Consider the following 15,278-nt stretch of genomic DNA (forward strand, 5'->3'; position numbering starts at 1 on the left):
CCCACGTCCCGATCAACGGGCCAGCGCGGGCGGATCACGCCAGAAACGCCGTTGATGACGCATCGTGCGCGGCGCCTTGAAGGTACCCAGTTGCAGATGAATGGCACCCTGCTCGGCGCTGTCGTAAATGCGCAGGCCCAGTTTGTGATAACGCGCCAGCACGGTCGGGTGCGGATGGCCAAAAGAGTTGCCATGGCCTCGCGAGATCAGCACGGACTCAGGCTTCAAGACCTTGAGCAGCGCCATAGACGATGAACTGCGGCTGCCGTGATGGGGCGACTGCAGCCAGTGCGTCGGCACAGCCAGTGGACTGTCGAGCAGCAAGCGTTCGGCGTGGGTGTCGATATCGCCGGTCAGCAGCAGGCGCTCGCCATTGGCCTCGATCTGCAACACGCACGAACGCTGATTGCTGTCGCGAGCATCCACCCACTGCCAGAGCTCAAAACGCACGCCGTCCCACTGCCATTGTCGGCCGCTTTCGCAGGCTTCGGCGCCCAATTGCGCGGGCAGCGCCGCCGGATCACCGCTGATCACATGAGCGACGGTCAAACCGCGCATGATCGCCAGAGCGCCACCCGCGTGATCGGCGTCCGCATGGCTCAGCAGCATCTGATCGAGTTTTTCCACACTGAGCTTGCGCAACGCGGGCAGCACCACCCGTTCGCCGAGATCGAAATCGCCAAAGCGTGGCCCCGCGTCATAGAGCAACGCGTGATGGCGGGTACGAATCAAAATGGCCAGGCCTTGGCCGACATCGAGCTGCCAGATATCGGCCAGGCCTGCATCCAGCCGTTCGCGTGGTGGCACCACTAGTAGCAACAACAATGGCCAGCCCAGTGGCCGCAGGGGCACACCGCGCGGCAACAGCAACAACACAGCGCCGAGGCTGCCGAACAACCAGACCCAGCCCGGCACAGAGGGGGCAGTCCATGCCGGCCACTGCCCGGCAATCACGGCCAACGCGAGAAACAGCAGATCAATCAAACCGCCGGCCAGCCACAAAAGGCCTTCACCGACATACGGCACCGGCAACAGCAACGTTCCGAGCAATGCCGGTGGCAACACCACGAGACTCACCCAAGGCACCGCCAACAGGTTGGCCAATGGCCCGCTAAGACTGATCGGCAGATTCAGTGCCATTAACACCGGGCACAGACCGATGGCAATCAACCACTGCGCCCGCGTCCAGGTTTGCCACCAGCGCCACGCGCCCAGCCGACCGCCAAATGTGAAGATCAGCACCGCAACCGCCGCAAAGGACAACCAGAAACCTGGGCGCAGGCTCGCCAAGGGGTCGAGCAAAAGCACGGCATTGAACGCCAGCAACAACGGCCACCAGGCGCCGAGATGGCGAAAACGCAGACGCCATAACAGCACCAGCGCGACCATCACGCAGGCCCGCCGCACCGGCACATCGAACCCGGCAAGCAGGCCATAACCCAATGCCGCCGCGAACGCCAGCCCACAGGCCCATGGCAGCCACGGCCAACGCAAAGGCCACAGGCCAAATCGCGCCAACCCTGCGACCAGCCAATACATCACCGCCGCCAGCAAACCAATGTGCTGGCCGGAAATCACCAGCAAGTGCACGGTGCCGGTGTCTTGCAGAATCTGCCAGTCCTCGCGACTGAGCCCCGAGCCATCGCCCAGCACCAGCGCGGCCAATGCGCCATTTCGCCCCTGCGCATCCACATTCAGCAAACGCTGGCGAATGCTGTCGCGCCAGGCCCAGCGCGCGGCGGTCAGGCGCTGGCCATCCTTGATCGTGCCGGTCGCGCCGACGCGTTGCGCCAACAGCCACGCTTCGTAATCGAAAGCGTGCGGATTGAGCAAACCACCCGGGCGCTTGAGCTTGACCGCTAATCGCCAACGCTCGCCGCTGTTGACCGGCGGCCCGGCGTACCAGGCGAGTCGCATCAGCGCCGGCAGTTTTTCGTGCCGTGAGTGCGCATCGGCCAATTCGAAGCGCACCACGCCGTCGCTGTTCTGCGGCAAGCCGACGACCCGCCCTTCAACCCAGCGGGTTTCGCCATCCAGCCCGACCGGCAAACGATCATTCAACGCCCATTGCGCACCGACGCTGGCCCACGTGAAGCCAAACAGCAAAAACGCCAAGGGATAGCTGCGAAACGGCAGCAGCATCAAAGCCGCCACCGGCAACAACAGCATCAACCAGACCGGCGGTAATGCCGGCATAAAAACCGCGACCAGCAGACCGACTGCGAGCGCCATCATCCCTGTGCGCATAAGCCCGTCCTTGAGAGTCCCGCATTTAGGCATAGCGGGTGTCGGGCACAAGCGTCGTCAACAATTGTCACAAAGTCTGAATGGGCGCTTCGTAGAATCCAGACATACTTGCCGCCTTAACCGACCGAGAAGCCTTATGCCCCGGCGCTTATTCAAACGTTACATGCCCGACCCGACGAACATCAGGGAACACAAATCCTTACGCTTTCTCGGCAAGTTGCTGCATGACCCGAACCTCTGGCACCTCAATCGCCACTCGGTCGCCCGGGCGATGGCTGTCGGCTTGTTCGCCGCGTTCCTGCCGATCCCGGCGCAGATGCTGGTCGCGGCCGCGCTGGCGATCGCCGTGCGAGGCAACATGCCGATTGCCGTCAGCCTGGTCTGGCTGACTAATCCGATCACCATGCCGGCGGTGTTCTTCTGCACCTATCAAGCGGGCGCCTGGTTGATGGACGTGCCCGCACGGCATCTGCCCGATGAGTTGACCTGGGAGTGGATCAGCGGCGAGTTGTCGACGTTGTGGCAGCCGTTTTTGCTGGGCTCGGTGGTGGTGGGACTGGTACTCGGCGCCCTCGCCTACTTCGCGGTGATGATGTATTGGCGCTGGTGGGTGGCGCGCCAATGGGCGCGGCGCAAGAAAAACCGCATGCGCTGAATGCAAAACGGCCTCCACAGTGGGAGGCCGTTTTGTGTGGCACGATCTGTAGGAGCTGCGGCACGCTGCGATCTTTTGATTGTGACCTTCAGGATCAAAAGATCGCAGCCTTCGGCAGCTCCTACAGGGATTGTGTGTGTGTGTGTGTGTGGATCAGGTACGCATCCCGCGCCCACTCACCAGCAGCCGTGCACAGCCCAGATACAGCACCACCGTCGCCACCAGCATAAAGGTGATCGCGATGCCGATCTTGATATCCGACACACCCAGAATGCCGTAACGGAACGCATTGACCATGTGCAACACCGGGTTGGCCAGCGACACGGTCTGCCAGAACGGCGGCAGCAACGTGATCGAGTAGAACACCCCTCCCAGGTACGTCAACGGCGTCAGCACAAAGGTCGGGATGATCGAAATATCATCGAAATTGCGCGCAAACACCGCGTTGATGAAGCCCAGCAGCGAAAAGATCGTTGCTGTCAGTACCACCACGAGGATGGTCACACCGAGGTGATGCACCTGCAAATGCGTGAAGAACAGCGACAGAATCGTCACGATCACGCCCACCATCAGCCCACGCAACACGCCGCCAATGGTGAAGCCGATCAGAATCGTGTGCGGCGACACCGGCGAGACCATCAATTCCTCGATAGAACGCTGGAACTTGCTGCCGAAGAAACTCGAGACCACGTTGCCGTAGGAGTTGGTGATCACCGACATCATGATCAGGCCCGGCACGATGTACTCCATGTACGTGAAGCCACCCATGTCGCCAATCTGCCGACCGATCAGATTGCCGAAGATCACGAAGTACAGAACCATGGTGATTGCCGGCGGCAGCAACGTCTGCGGCCAGATCCGCGTGAAGCGTTTGACCTCGCGGTAAACGATGGTCTGAAGGGCGACGAGATTGGGACGGAATTCGGAACTCATACCGCCACCTTCGACAGATTTTTTTCCACCAGGGACACGAACAGCTCCTCGAGGCGATTGGTTTTGTTACGCAGACTCAGCACTTCGATGTTCTGCTGCGCCAATTGGGTGAACAACGCCGTGATGCCCATGGATTTGTCGACCTGGACTTCCAGGGTATGGCTGTCGATCAACCGGGCCGGGTAGCCGAGCAATGGCGGCGCGGCGTTCAAGTCGTTTTTCAGGTCCAGCAGGAAGGTTTCCACGTGCAACTGACCCAGCAATTGTTTCATGCTGGTGTTCTCGACGATGGTGCCGTGGTCGATGATGCCGATGTTGCGGCACAGCTGCTCGGCCTCTTCCAGATAGTGCGTGGTGAGGATGATGGTGATGCCTTTCTGGTTCAGTTCGGTGAGGAACGTCCACATCGAACGGCGCAGCTCGATGTCGACGCCTGCGGTCGGCTCATCGAGGATCAACAAACGCGGTTCGTGCACCAGCGCACGGGCAATCATCAAGCGCCGCTTCATGCCGCCGGAGAGCGAGCGCGACGGCACATCGCGCTTGTCCCACAGGCCGAGCTGGGTCAGGTACTGCTCGGCGCGTTCCTTGGCGATCTTCGCCGGAATGCCGTAGTAACCGGCCTGGGTCACGACGATGTCGAAGGTCTTTTCAAACTGGTTGAAGTTGAATTCCTGGGGCACCACGCCGATCGAGCGCTTGAGCTGCGCAGGATTTTTGTCCAGGTCATGGCCGAAAATGTTCACCGTGCCGCTGGTCTTGTTCACCAGGGTCGAGAGAATGCCGATGGTCGTGGATTTGCCGGCACCGTTGGGGCCGAGCAAGGCGAAAAAGTCACCTTCGGCGACGTCCAGATCGATACCACTCAAGGCCTGGAACCCGTTGCCGTAGGTTTTGGTTAGCTGCCGGATGGACAGAGCGGAACTCATATCTGATTTACGCACCAAGAAGGGAAGAAAGGGATAAATAAGGGCGGGCGGCGAGGGATACAACCGCAGCACCAGAGCGCAATGGTGCTTGCCGCCGCCGCACAAGTACAGTCAAGTGTGTCGATAGTAAGTATTAAGTCAACGCGGTCATCACCGCTTTCTGGTAAGCCGGACGCTGCTTCAAGCGCTCGTACCAGGCTTGCAGATGCGTATGTGGCGCGCGTTCGATGGGCATCTCGAACCAGGCATAAATGAAACTGCCCAACGGAATATCGCCCATGCCGATCTCTTGCCCGGAGAGATAAGGCTGACTGGCCAAGGCATGGTCGGCCATGCTCAGCAGCTCGTTGCACTCCTTGATCGCGGCGTTGATGGCCGTCCAGTCCTGCTTGTCCGCCGGCGTGCGCAGGACACCCCAGAAAACGGTGCGGAAAGGCCCGGCAAAACTCGACGTGGTCCAGTCCATCCATTTATCAGCGACGGCGCGGGCTCGCGGATCCGTCGAATACCAGTGGCTGTCGGGCGCATGTCTGGCCAGCAGATAGCGGACGATGGCGTTGGACTCCCACAACACAAAACCGTCGTCTTCGATCACCGGCACCCGACCGTTCGGGTTCATCGCCCGGTACTCGGGAGTGTCGACAACGCCGAATGCGCCGCCGGCATCAATTGCCTCGTAGGCCAGGCCGAGTTCCTCGGCGGCCCACAATGGCTTCCTGACATTCGATGAGTTTTTCCGTCCCCAGATCTTCAGCATGACCGCCTCTTTTCAAATGCGTGGGCAGGCAGCATACGCCGGATCAGGTACGGCTCAAATCACTCTGCATATCGCCCAGCAATTGCGGCTGCTGGTCGGTGAACAGATGCGGATAGCACTTTTGCAGATGTTCGAAGAAGAAGGTTTCCGGCACATCGGCGAATTGCCCATGGTCGACCAGATACTCCATCAACTGCGCACCGTCACGGTTATAGGGGTGGAAAACGCTGTCGTTGATGCCGTCGAATTCCAGCGGGGCGACGTTGAACAACTCGCAAAGCTTCTGATTGAACGCCGGCGTGGCTTTGACCCAGCGTCCATTGAGGTACAGCTCGGTGTAACCGTGCATGGCGAACATGTCACTTTTCAGCAACTCGAGCAGGCGCGGGGTCGACAGGTGATTGCGCACATCGGCCAGTCCAATGCGCGCGGGGATCCCGCAATGCCGCGCACAACCGGCGAGCAGTGTGGCCTTGGGCACGCAATAACTTTCCCCCGTCGCCAGCGCATAGCTGCCGCGCAAGGTCTGCGGATCGCGGCTGAAGGTGTACGGGTTGTAGCGCACCGCCTCGCGCACGGCGTAATAAAGACTGATCGCCTGCTTGAGCGGATCGCGACTGCTCCCCCGATGCAGTTCGGCGAACTCCACCACGGCCGGGTGGTCACTATCGATGAAGCGGCCGGGACTCAGATACTCGTGCATGACGACAATCTCCTGGGTGAGCCCCGAGTCTAGCGACCCCTTCAGCACAGAGATAACGACGTTTCGGCCAAACTTGCATGCAAAGACGCGGGATCAGCGAACGATTTCCCACACGTGTTGCCCACCGAACCTACGAAAACCATCCGGGGTTTCCCACGATTTCAATCACCTTGGTCTGACCACCCGCTTTTACAGATGCCGTCTAAGCTCTGGAGGGTCGATTTGCCTTGGTTCACGGAGGACTGAATATGCTGTTGTTGTGGATACTGGTTTTGATCGTTGGCGTGGCGTATCTGGCCCACCGGCGTATTTCCCCTCTGCCTGCTTTGGGCATCGTGGCCGTCTACCTGCTGGCGATGGGCATTTTCAGTCATGCGCCGGGCTGGTTATTGGCGGTGTTGTGGATCTTGCTGGCGGTGGTCGCCGCACCGCTGCTGCTGCCTGACCTGCGCCGCAAACATTTCACTGCGCCGCTGTTCAACTGGTTCCAGAAAACCCTGCCGCCGATGTCGCAGACCGAACGCGACGCGATCGACGCCGGCACCGTGTGGTGGGACGGCGAGTTGTTCAGCGGCCGTCCGGACTGGGACAAACTGCTGGCCTATCCCAAGGCGCAATTGAGCGACGAGGAACAAGCCTTCATCGACGGCCCGACCGAGGAGCTTTGCGCGATGGTCACAGACTGGCAGATCGGCCAGTCGATGGACCTGCCACCGCAAGCCTGGACGCACATCAAGGAGCACGGTTTCTTCGCCCTGATCATCCCGAAAGAATTCGGTGGCAAGGGCTTCTCGGCTTACGCGCACTCGCAAGTGGCGATGAAACTGGCCACCCGCAGCGGTGACCTCGCCTCCACCGTGATGGTGCCGAACTCCCTCGGCCCGGCCGAACTGCTGCTGCATTACGGCACCGACGAACAACGCAATCACTACTTGCCACGCCTGGCCCGTGGCGACGACATCCCGTGTTTCGCCCTCACCGGCCCGCTCGCCGGCTCCGATGCCGGCGCGATGCCCGACACCGGGATCATCTGCAAAGGTCAATGGGAAGGTCAGGAAGTACTGGGCCTGCGCCTGAACTGGGAAAAGCGTTACATCACCCTCGGCCCCGTGGCCACCCTCCTCGGCCTGGCCTTCAAGGCTTATGACCCGGAACATCTGCTGGGCGACAAGGAAGACCTTGGCATCAGTCTGGCTCTGATCCCGACCGACACCGCCGGCGTGGAGATCGGCCGTCGGCACCTGCCACTGGGCGCGGCGTTTATGAACGGCCCCAACTCCGGCAAGGACGTGTTTATCCCGCTGGACTTCCTCATCGGCGGTCAGGAGATGCTCGGCAAAGGCTGGATGATGCTGATGAACTGCCTGTCGGTCGGCCGTTCGATTTCGTTGCCGGCAGTCGGAACCGGCGCGGCCAAGTTCACCAGCCTGGTCACCGGGCAATACGCGCAGATTCGTGAACAATTCAATGTGCCCCTTTCTGCGTTCGAAGGTATTCAGGAGGCCATGGCGCGCATCGGCGGCAACGCGTGGATGATGGACGCGGCACGCATGCTCACCGCCAACGCGGTGGATCTGGGCGAAAAACCGTCGGTGCTGTCGGCGATCCTCAAGTATCACCTCACCGAACGCGGCCGCGAGTGCATCAGCCATGCCATGGATGTGCACGGTGGCAAAGCGATCATCATGGGCCCGAACAACTACCTGGGGCGCAGCTGGAACGGTGCGCCGATCTTCATCACCGTGGAAGGCGCGAACATTCTGTCGCGCAACCTGATGATCTTCGGTCAGGGTGCGATTCGCTGTCATCCGTTTGTGCTGAAGGAGATGGCCCTGGCCGGTCGTGAAGACAAGGATCAGGCGCTGAAAGAGTTCGATGGCCTGCTGCTCAAACACATCGGTTTCGCTGTGAGTAACGCTGCCAGCACGCTGGTGCTGAATCTCGGCTTCGGCCACTTTGAACATGCGCCGGGCGACAAGATCAGCCAGGGCTACTTCCGTGCACTCAACCGTCAGGCTGCGGCGTTTGCCATGCTCGCCGACTTCAGCATGATGTTGCTGGGGGGCGAACTGAAGCGCCGCGAGCGCTTGTCGGCACGCTTGGGTGATGTGCTGAGCAACCTGTATCTGGCCTCTGCCGCGCTCAAGCGTTATCACGACCTGGATTCGCCGGCCTACATGGAACCGCTGTTCAGATGGGCGATGGAAGAAAGCCTCGGCCAATCGGAACGGGCGCTGGATGAATTGCTGCGCAACTTCCCGAACAAGGTATTCGGCTGCCTGCTGCGAGGCATCGTGTTTCCGTTCGGTCGTCGCCACAAAGGCCCGTCGGACAAACTCGGTGCCGAAGTGGCTGGGGTCATTGGTCGCGCCAAGGGTGATCCGGCGCTGGAAGAACTGCTTGCCGGTTGCTATCGCCCGCAGTCTGCAGACGATGCGGTCGGCGCATTGCAACACGCCAGCGATCTGCTGAATGCCGCGCAGCCGCTGCACAAAAAACTGCACACGTCGCTGAAAAGCGGTCAGGTCAAACCGGTCGCGGGCGAACACGCCATTGATGCAGCGCTGGAAGCCGGGGTGTTGCAACCGGTGGAGGCGCAGAGCTTGCGCGATGCCGAAGCGGCGCGACGCAAGGTGATCGATGTCGATGATTTCGACAAAGAGGAACTGAAACAGGCAGAGGGCAAAGTCCGCTGATCCTGACAGGCATGTCAATGCGCGCGCGGGAGCTTTATACTCCCGCGCCCGTTTTGCTCTTGAGGACTTATCTCGTGTCCAACGTCGTTGCCGATCATCTTGTTTTACTCGACCACCTGCGCAGCATCCTGGTCGCCGTAGGTGAGGCCGAACAGGTTCCCGAAGAAAGCCATGCCCTGTTCCTGGAGCGCTTCGACGAACTGCTGGCATCGCTGCCGATCGATCCGATCGAAAGCCAGTACCTGGGCCAGGACATCCTGACTCAAGTGATTACCCGTTACCCGCAAATCGCCCACCTGATCCCGCGCGATCTGCTGTGGTTCTTCGCCGGTGATTGCCTGCACTACCTGTCCGATGAAGAGATCGACATGTATCAGGCGCTGGAAGAACGTCGCTACGAAGCCGAACAGAACGATGAACCGTTCGACTGGAATCAGGAAAAACAGCTGCTGGCGATGTCCGCTCAGGACAGCAAGCACTGATTTGACAGTGGGTTGAAGATCAAAAGATCGCAGCCTGCGGCAGCTACTGCATTGAGCGTGTACACCCGTGATAACGGATATACGCAATCCTCTGTAGGAGCTGCCGCAGGCTGCGATCTTTTGTTTGTGCGCTACAACAACCCTTCGCTTTCGGGCAATTCATACGCCAATGCTGCGTTGCTCGCACCACCCGACTTGCCCGGCTTGCTCAAGGTCGGCTCTTTCTGCAGACACTCCACCAGATAGTCGATAAACACCCGCAACTTGGGGGGCAGGTAGCGCGTCGGCGAGTGCAGCAACCACAGTCCGCCGTGATAGGACGCAAGGAAGGTCCAATCCGGCAGCACCTGAACAACCAACTTTTGCTCCAGCGCATAACGTGCAGTGAAGTACGGCAGGCTGCCGATGCCGATGTGCTGCAACACCGCGCCCAATCGCACACCGGTGTGATTGGCGGCATAGCGACCGCGGACACCCACCGTCACCGCTTTGTTGCCTTTCTTGAATTTCCAGCGCGCATCGCTCGGGGTTTCACCCAGATACACACAGCTGTGATTGAGCAAATCATGGGGGTGGGTCGGTGTACCGTGCTCGGCCAGGTATTGCGGCGTGGCACAAAGCAAATGGTCGATGGTCAGTAACTGTCGCCCGACCAGCCCAGCCGGGGGGCGATCCGTGATGCGAATGGCCAGATCGACATGGTCGTCGATCAAATCGACCTGACGGTCTTCCAGCAGCAACTCGACATCGACCTTGGGATAACGCCGCAGAAATTCAGGCATATGCGGATGGATCACGAAGCGACCCACCGCTTTCGGCACGCTGACGCGCACCAGTCCTTCCGCTTCATGGGTGAACTGGCCACTGATTTCCATCACCGATTTGGCCGCGCTGACCATCTCCTGGCAACGCTTGAATACCTCTTCCCCACCGTCACTCAAGCGCAACTTGCGCGTGGTGCGCTGCAGCAGCCGCGTGGCCAATGCTTTTTCCAGGCGCGAAATACTGCGGCTCACCGCTGACGGCGATGAACCCAGTTGCCGGGCCGCTTCAGAGAAGCTGCCGGTCTCCACGACCTTGACGAAAATCGCCATTTCACCGAGCAGCGGTAGCGGCAGATTGATGCTCACAGCGCACAAGTCCTTTGATGTTTGAACGGATTATCACGTTATTGCACGATTCATATAATAAAAAAAGAAACTTTAATAAGGGCATGGAATATGACGCTTCGCCTCTTTTTCCATAGTGATGACCTCAAGGCCAATGTGGAAGTCCTCGACTGCACGCCCCAGGAGCACGAATTCGCCGTGGTATTGCGCGCCACGCTGTTCCACCCGCAAGGCGGCGGCCAGCCATGCGATACCGGCTGGATCGGTGAAAGCCAGGTACTGCGCGTAGTACAGGAGCCGGACCGGATCATTCATTTTGTCGATCGGCCGGTGGCGCTCGGTATGACCTGTATCCGCATCGACGAACAGCGCCGCCACTTCAATACACGCATGCATTCGGCCGGGCACCTGATCGGGCATTTCGTTCAGGCGTTGGGCTGGATGCCGATCAAGGCACACCACTGGCCGGACGAAGGTCGAGTGCAATTCAAACCCGGCGACGCCGCGCAGGAAGTCGACGCAGAGACCGTTCAAAACGGTATCGACCAGTGGATCGAGCACGATCTGCCGCGCCTGACCTCGCTGCGCGAAGGTGCGCGGGAAATCGGTTTCGGTGAACTGCCTGCCTATGGTTGCGGCGGCACCCATGTACGCAGCCTGAAGGATCTGGGCACAGTCACGATCGCGTCCCTTTCGCAAAAGAAAGGCACGTTGTCCGTCCACTACAGCGTGGATTGAGCATTTCGGACGCTGCCTCACGCAGCGTCCGACGCCGGGGAACCGCATTCGCAGGTTCCGTTGACTATCGATAGATGGACCTAAAAAAATGATGCTAGACGTCGAGCGTCTCGATGAGACGTGCATAAAAAAACTGGCCAACGAAGAAGTCCTCGCCATCCGCGTCAAAGGCTTTTTGCCTGAGCCACTGGCCATTCAGATTGGCGACAAGATTCTCGCCCCAGGCTTTGAGGGTTACATCAACGCACCGAGTATCGGCCGCATCGGCATGGCTTTTTACGAGGCCGAAAATCAGCCGCTGCTGATTGAGGACTACTTCGAACGCGCCACCAGCAACATCGCCGAACTGCGCAATCGGTGCGCGCCCTACTCCTCACCGATCGACACCTTGCGCTGCATGCTCGACGAATCCTGGCCGGCCGGTGCGCACCTGGAAAACCTCTATGGCCGAAAAATGTATGTCGGCCTTTCGCGAGTGGTGAAACCGGGCGTGTGCTTCCTCGCCCACCACGACATCTTCGCCAAGGACGCCCCAGACAGCTTCCAGGCCCGCAGCCTTGAGGCGCAGTTCGCCTGCAACGTCTATCTGAACATGCCGACCGAGGGCGGCGCGTTGCAGATGTGGGACGACGACATCAGCCCGGATCAATTCGACGAAATGCGTGGTGACAGCTATGGCATCGAACCGGCGCTGCTCGGCCCTCCTGCCCTCGAAGTGAGACCGCAACCTGGCGATTTCATCATGTTCAATTCGCGTCGCATGCACTCGGTGACCCCGGGCGTGGCAGATCCGCGTCTGAGTCTTTCCTTTTTTGTCGGCTATCGCGGCAATGCTTCACCCCTGACCTACTGGAGCTGAGATGTATTCGAATTATCTGGGCGAGTTTCTGGCGCTGGCTACCATTCATTTTCTGGCCGTGGTTGCTCCCGGCCCGGACTTCGCGGTCACTATTCGCCAAAGCGTACGTTTCGGCCGACTGGTGGGGATCTGTACGGCGCTGGGGATCGGCGCGGGGATTTCCGTGCACGTGCTGTACACGCTGTTGGGCGTCGGCGCACTGATGCACACCACCCCGTGGTTGCTGACCGTGGCCAAAGTGATTGGCGGTGCTTATATCCTGTATCTGGGTGTCAGCCTGTTGCGCAGCAAACCCAAATCAGCCCTTGAAGGTGAGAAATCCAGCGAGGATCCGGTGGTTGAACAAACACTGTTCAAAGCTTTCAGCACCGGTTTCCTGACCAACGCAACCAACCCCAAGGCCACGCTATTTTTCCTGGCCATCTTCAACACGATCATCAGCGCTGAAACACCTCTGCAGATCCAGGCGTTCTATGGTTTGTGGATGTGTTTTGTAAACGCGTTGTGGTTCGTGATCGTTGCGCTGTTTTTCTCAAGCAGCAAAGTGCGCCTGCTGTTCATGCGCATGGGACATTGGTTCGAACGCACCATGGGCGTGGTGCTGATTCTGTTTGCTGGCCGCTTGATGCTGTCCTGGTAAGCAGACACCAAAATACAAAAGGCCCGCCGAATCGTTTCGGCGGGCCTTTTTTCTTTAAGCCGGATGACACGGCCACAAATCGCGCATACAAAAACGCCGCTCGGTTGAGCGGCGTTTTTGTGAAAATGGAGCGGGAAACGAGACTCGAACTCGCGACCCCGACCTTGGCAAGGTCGTGCTCTACCAACTGAGCTATTCCCGCAATGGCGTCCCCTAGGGGACTCGAACCCCTGTTACCGCCGTGAAAGGGCGGTGTCCTAGGCCACTAGACGAAGGGGACACAGGCTACAACTTTCACTCAATAAAAACGCCGCTCACTGAGCGGCGTCTTTAGAATTTGGAGCGGGAAACGAGACTCGAACTCGCGACCCCGACCTTGGCAAGGTCGTGCTCTACCAACTGAGCTATTCCCGCAAATGGCGTCCCCTAGGGGACTCGAACCCCTGTTACCGCCGTGAAAGGGCGGTGTCCTAGGCCACTAGACGAAGGGGACACGCTACCCGGAACACATGGTGTGTGTTTCGGTGTCCAGATCCGCATCCGAAGACTGGGTTCTGGTTTCACTCAGCACCGCCCGAAAGCACTGCTGTTTAAAACTGGAGCGGGAAACGAGACTCGAACTCGCGACCCCGACCTTGGCAAGGTCGTGCTCTACCAACTGAGCTATTCCCGCATTGGCGTCCCCTAGGGGACTCGAACCCCTGTTACCGCCGTGAAAGGGCGGTGTCCTAGGCCACTAGACGAAGGGGACACACTACAACATTCACTCCCTGCCGCGCTTCGCTGTGTGCTTTACGCTGCAAGTGGCGCGCATTCTATGGATGGATTGAGAGGTCGTCAACCCCCAGATATAAATTTATTTAAATCAATGACTTCGACCCTCTTTACCGCGGCAATCGAGCTTTTCCGTCGCCCGACGATTGACGCCTATATTCCGCCACTCGCCAAGACGTTATAGTCCACCGCACAGTGATGGCAATCTGCACATGCAGCGCCAGCATTCATATAAGCAGCGTGCGGCCGATACAGATTGAACCTGCCGATCCAACTCGTCGAGCGGCGCTAGGCGGCTAAATGCCCAGCCACTACACTCGCATGCGAACCCTATAAAGAGGTCTTACCGGTGACACCACTCATGATCACCCTGCTAGTCATAGCCGGGATCGCAATTCTGATCGCCATTGGCTACATGAACCATGTGGTGGAAAACAACAAACTGGAGAAGGCCCGCACCAAGGTCGAACTGAACGATCGCCTGCGCCGCTGCGGCGAACTGACCGAGACCTTCCCGGGCCAGTTCATGACCCCGGCCCTGAAGCTGCTGCTGACCCGCCTGGAACTGAACGTCTGCCAGCGCCTGCTGAACCTGGAAAAAACCAGCGCCACCACCAAAGCGCGCATCACCGAACTGAGCGCCCTGGTCGCCCAAGGCGAATCGATCCCGGTCAACAACCCGCCGGCGCCGATCCTGACCGAAGCCAAAGCCAAAGACGTGCGCTTCCTGCTCGAAGCCCTCCACGGCCAGATTACCCGCGCCGCCCACGACGGCTTCCTGCCGCCGAACGAAGCCAAACACTGGATCCGCGAAGTCCGTCATATTCTGGTGCTGCTGCACATCGAATTCTTCAACAACCTCGGTCAACAATCCCTGCAACAAAACCAGCCCGGCCAGGCCCGCCTCGCCTTCGAACGCGGCGTGCAATACCTGCGCAAACAGCAGGATCCGCAAATCTACGCAGAACAACTGCAATACCTGGAAAAACTGCTGGCCCGCGCCAACGCCCAGGTCATGGACAAGATTGCACCGGTTGAAGGTGAAGAAAACCAACTGACCGCCGGCCTCAAAGATGTAGAGGCCGATGCCGACTGGAAAAAGAAAGTGATTTACGACTGATTGCAGAGATGGAAAGAGAAGCCACCGAGAAGTGGCTTTTTTGTGGGCTATCGGGAGTGAACCCGATAGAACACCAGTGAATGAGAGGACGTTTTCGCGAGCAAGCTCGCTCCCACAGTTGACCTGAGTACACCTGGCAGAGATGGGTTGGCTGCCAGGCCGCGATCGCAGCATGCTCGCTCCTACATTGGGACTGAGTACAGGTCGGCTGCCAGGCCGCCTTCGCTGGCAAGCCAGACTCCCACAGAAAAGCAAAAGCAAAAACCACAAAAACCTCGCCCCGATTCGCTTCTCACCACTCAACAGGATGAGCGTTAGCTCGGCTGCAGCTTTTGATCTTGATCCACGGGCGACGTCGGAAGGCTGAGCGGAGGGATTCATCCGGGGGTGGGAGCGCAGCGACCGTTTGGCGCAGCCAAACACATCGAGAGGAGGTGCAGCGAAGCAAACCGTAGGCGATGCCCCCCGGATGGATCCCGGAGCGAAGGAACCCCGAGCCCCAGCGAGCGGGCCGAACGTAGGAGCAAGCGTTTTTTTGCTTACTTTTTTTAGGCGCTTGTAAAAAAAGTGAGTCGCCGTAAGGGCGAAACCCTAATCAGCAACACCCGCAGCAACGGATATCCCCCCAAAACCCAA

Annotated in this window: 13 protein-coding genes and 6 tRNA genes; 7 read left to right on the forward strand and 12 right to left on the reverse strand. The window is 59.3% G+C overall.

Going from position 1 to position 15,278, the window contains the following annotated elements; genetic code table 11:
* Positions 1–12: 12 nt before the first annotated feature.
* Positions 13–2,247 (reverse strand): DNA internalization-related competence protein ComEC/Rec2, encoded by a 2,235-nt coding sequence (locus P3G59_RS21165; RefSeq protein WP_277758836.1) that lies wholly within the window; start codon positions 2,245–2,247, stop codon positions 13–15.
* 136 nt (positions 2,248–2,383) lie between these two features.
* On the opposite strand from P3G59_RS21165, the gene P3G59_RS21170 reads away from it, so the two are divergent.
* Positions 2,384–2,902, forward strand: a complete 519-nt coding sequence (locus tag P3G59_RS21170; protein ID WP_277758837.1) for a DUF2062 domain-containing protein — start codon at positions 2,384–2,386, stop codon at positions 2,900–2,902.
* Positions 2,903–3,055: 153 nt separating this feature from the next.
* On the opposite strand, the gene P3G59_RS21175 is transcribed toward P3G59_RS21170, so the two are convergent.
* The 4 genes from P3G59_RS21175 to P3G59_RS21190 form a co-directional block, all read right to left on the reverse strand.
* On the reverse strand, positions 3,056–3,835 hold the full coding sequence (locus P3G59_RS21175; RefSeq protein WP_008087860.1) for an ABC transporter permease: 780 nt from the start codon (positions 3,833–3,835) through the stop codon (positions 3,056–3,058).
* Entirely contained in the window at positions 3,832–4,764 is a 933-nt protein-coding gene (locus P3G59_RS21180; RefSeq protein ID WP_277758838.1) for an ABC transporter ATP-binding protein, read from the reverse strand. Before P3G59_RS21180 ends, P3G59_RS21175 begins: the two co-directional genes overlap by 4 nt.
* 133 nt (positions 4,765–4,897) lie before the next feature.
* Positions 4,898–5,521, reverse strand: coding sequence for a glutathione S-transferase (locus tag P3G59_RS21185; protein WP_277758839.1), 624 nt, complete (start codon positions 5,519–5,521; stop codon positions 4,898–4,900).
* Between the two features lie 43 nt (positions 5,522–5,564).
* Positions 5,565–6,224: a transglutaminase family protein gene (locus P3G59_RS21190; protein ID WP_277758840.1), complete on the reverse strand. Its 660-nt coding sequence runs from the start codon at positions 6,222–6,224 to the stop codon at positions 5,565–5,567.
* A 248-nt stretch (positions 6,225–6,472) separates the two neighbouring features.
* On the opposite strand from P3G59_RS21190, the gene P3G59_RS21195 reads away from it, so the two are divergent.
* Positions 6,473–8,920 carry an acyl-CoA dehydrogenase gene (locus P3G59_RS21195; protein WP_277758841.1) on the forward strand — a complete coding sequence of 816 codons (2,448 nt, stop codon included), beginning with the start codon at positions 6,473–6,475 and terminating at the stop codon, positions 8,918–8,920.
* Between the two features lie 74 nt (positions 8,921–8,994).
* Complete coding sequence (locus P3G59_RS21200) at positions 8,995–9,402, forward strand: PA2817 family protein (RefSeq protein ID WP_008087850.1); 408 nt, start codon at positions 8,995–8,997, stop codon at positions 9,400–9,402.
* A gap of 131 nt (positions 9,403–9,533) precedes the next feature.
* On the opposite strand, the gene P3G59_RS21205 is transcribed toward P3G59_RS21200, so the two are convergent.
* Entirely contained in the window at positions 9,534–10,532 is a 999-nt protein-coding gene (locus P3G59_RS21205; RefSeq protein WP_277758842.1) for a LysR family transcriptional regulator, read from the reverse strand.
* Positions 10,533–10,622: 90 nt separating this feature from the next.
* On the opposite strand from P3G59_RS21205, the gene P3G59_RS21210 reads away from it, so the two are divergent.
* The 3 genes from P3G59_RS21210 to P3G59_RS21220 all read left to right on the forward strand — a co-directional run bounded on the left by P3G59_RS21210 (position 10,623) and on the right by P3G59_RS21220 (position 12,748).
* A complete protein-coding gene (locus P3G59_RS21210; protein WP_277758843.1) occupies positions 10,623–11,249 on the forward strand; it encodes an alanyl-tRNA editing protein in 627 nt (208 codons plus the stop codon).
* 88 nt (positions 11,250–11,337) lie between these two features.
* Entirely contained in the window at positions 11,338–12,108 is a 771-nt protein-coding gene (locus P3G59_RS21215; protein WP_007908184.1) for a 2OG-Fe(II) oxygenase, read from the forward strand.
* 1 nt (position 12,109) lies between these two features.
* A complete protein-coding gene (locus tag P3G59_RS21220) occupies positions 12,110–12,748 on the forward strand; it encodes a LysE family translocator (RefSeq protein ID WP_277758845.1) in 639 nt (212 codons plus the stop codon).
* A gap of 126 nt (positions 12,749–12,874) precedes the next feature.
* Here P3G59_RS21220 and P3G59_RS21225 read toward each other — a convergent pair.
* The 6 genes from P3G59_RS21225 to P3G59_RS21250 form a co-directional block, all read right to left on the reverse strand.
* Positions 12,875–12,950, reverse strand: a tRNA-Gly gene (locus P3G59_RS21225).
* Between the two features lie 2 nt (positions 12,951–12,952).
* A tRNA-Glu gene (locus P3G59_RS21230) sits at positions 12,953–13,028 on the reverse strand.
* A gap of 58 nt (positions 13,029–13,086) precedes the next feature.
* Positions 13,087–13,162, reverse strand: a tRNA-Gly gene (locus tag P3G59_RS21235).
* Between the two features lie 3 nt (positions 13,163–13,165).
* Positions 13,166–13,241: transfer RNA gene (locus P3G59_RS21240), tRNA-Glu, on the reverse strand.
* A 104-nt stretch (positions 13,242–13,345) separates the two neighbouring features.
* Positions 13,346–13,421: transfer RNA gene (locus tag P3G59_RS21245), tRNA-Gly, on the reverse strand.
* 2 nt (positions 13,422–13,423) lie between these two features.
* Positions 13,424–13,499 (reverse strand) — tRNA-Glu (locus P3G59_RS21250).
* Positions 13,500–13,883: 384 nt separating this feature from the next.
* On the opposite strand from P3G59_RS21250, the gene P3G59_RS21255 reads away from it, so the two are divergent.
* The gene (locus P3G59_RS21255) at positions 13,884–14,642 is read left to right on the forward strand and encodes a hypothetical protein (RefSeq protein WP_171057407.1); all 759 of its coding nucleotides are present in this window, start codon (positions 13,884–13,886) and stop codon (positions 14,640–14,642) included.
* Positions 14,643–15,278 lie beyond the last annotated feature (636 nt).

The sequence above is a fragment of the Pseudomonas sp. A34-9 genome, assembly GCF_029543085.1.
Taxonomy (GTDB): domain Bacteria; phylum Pseudomonadota; class Gammaproteobacteria; order Pseudomonadales; family Pseudomonadaceae; genus Aquipseudomonas.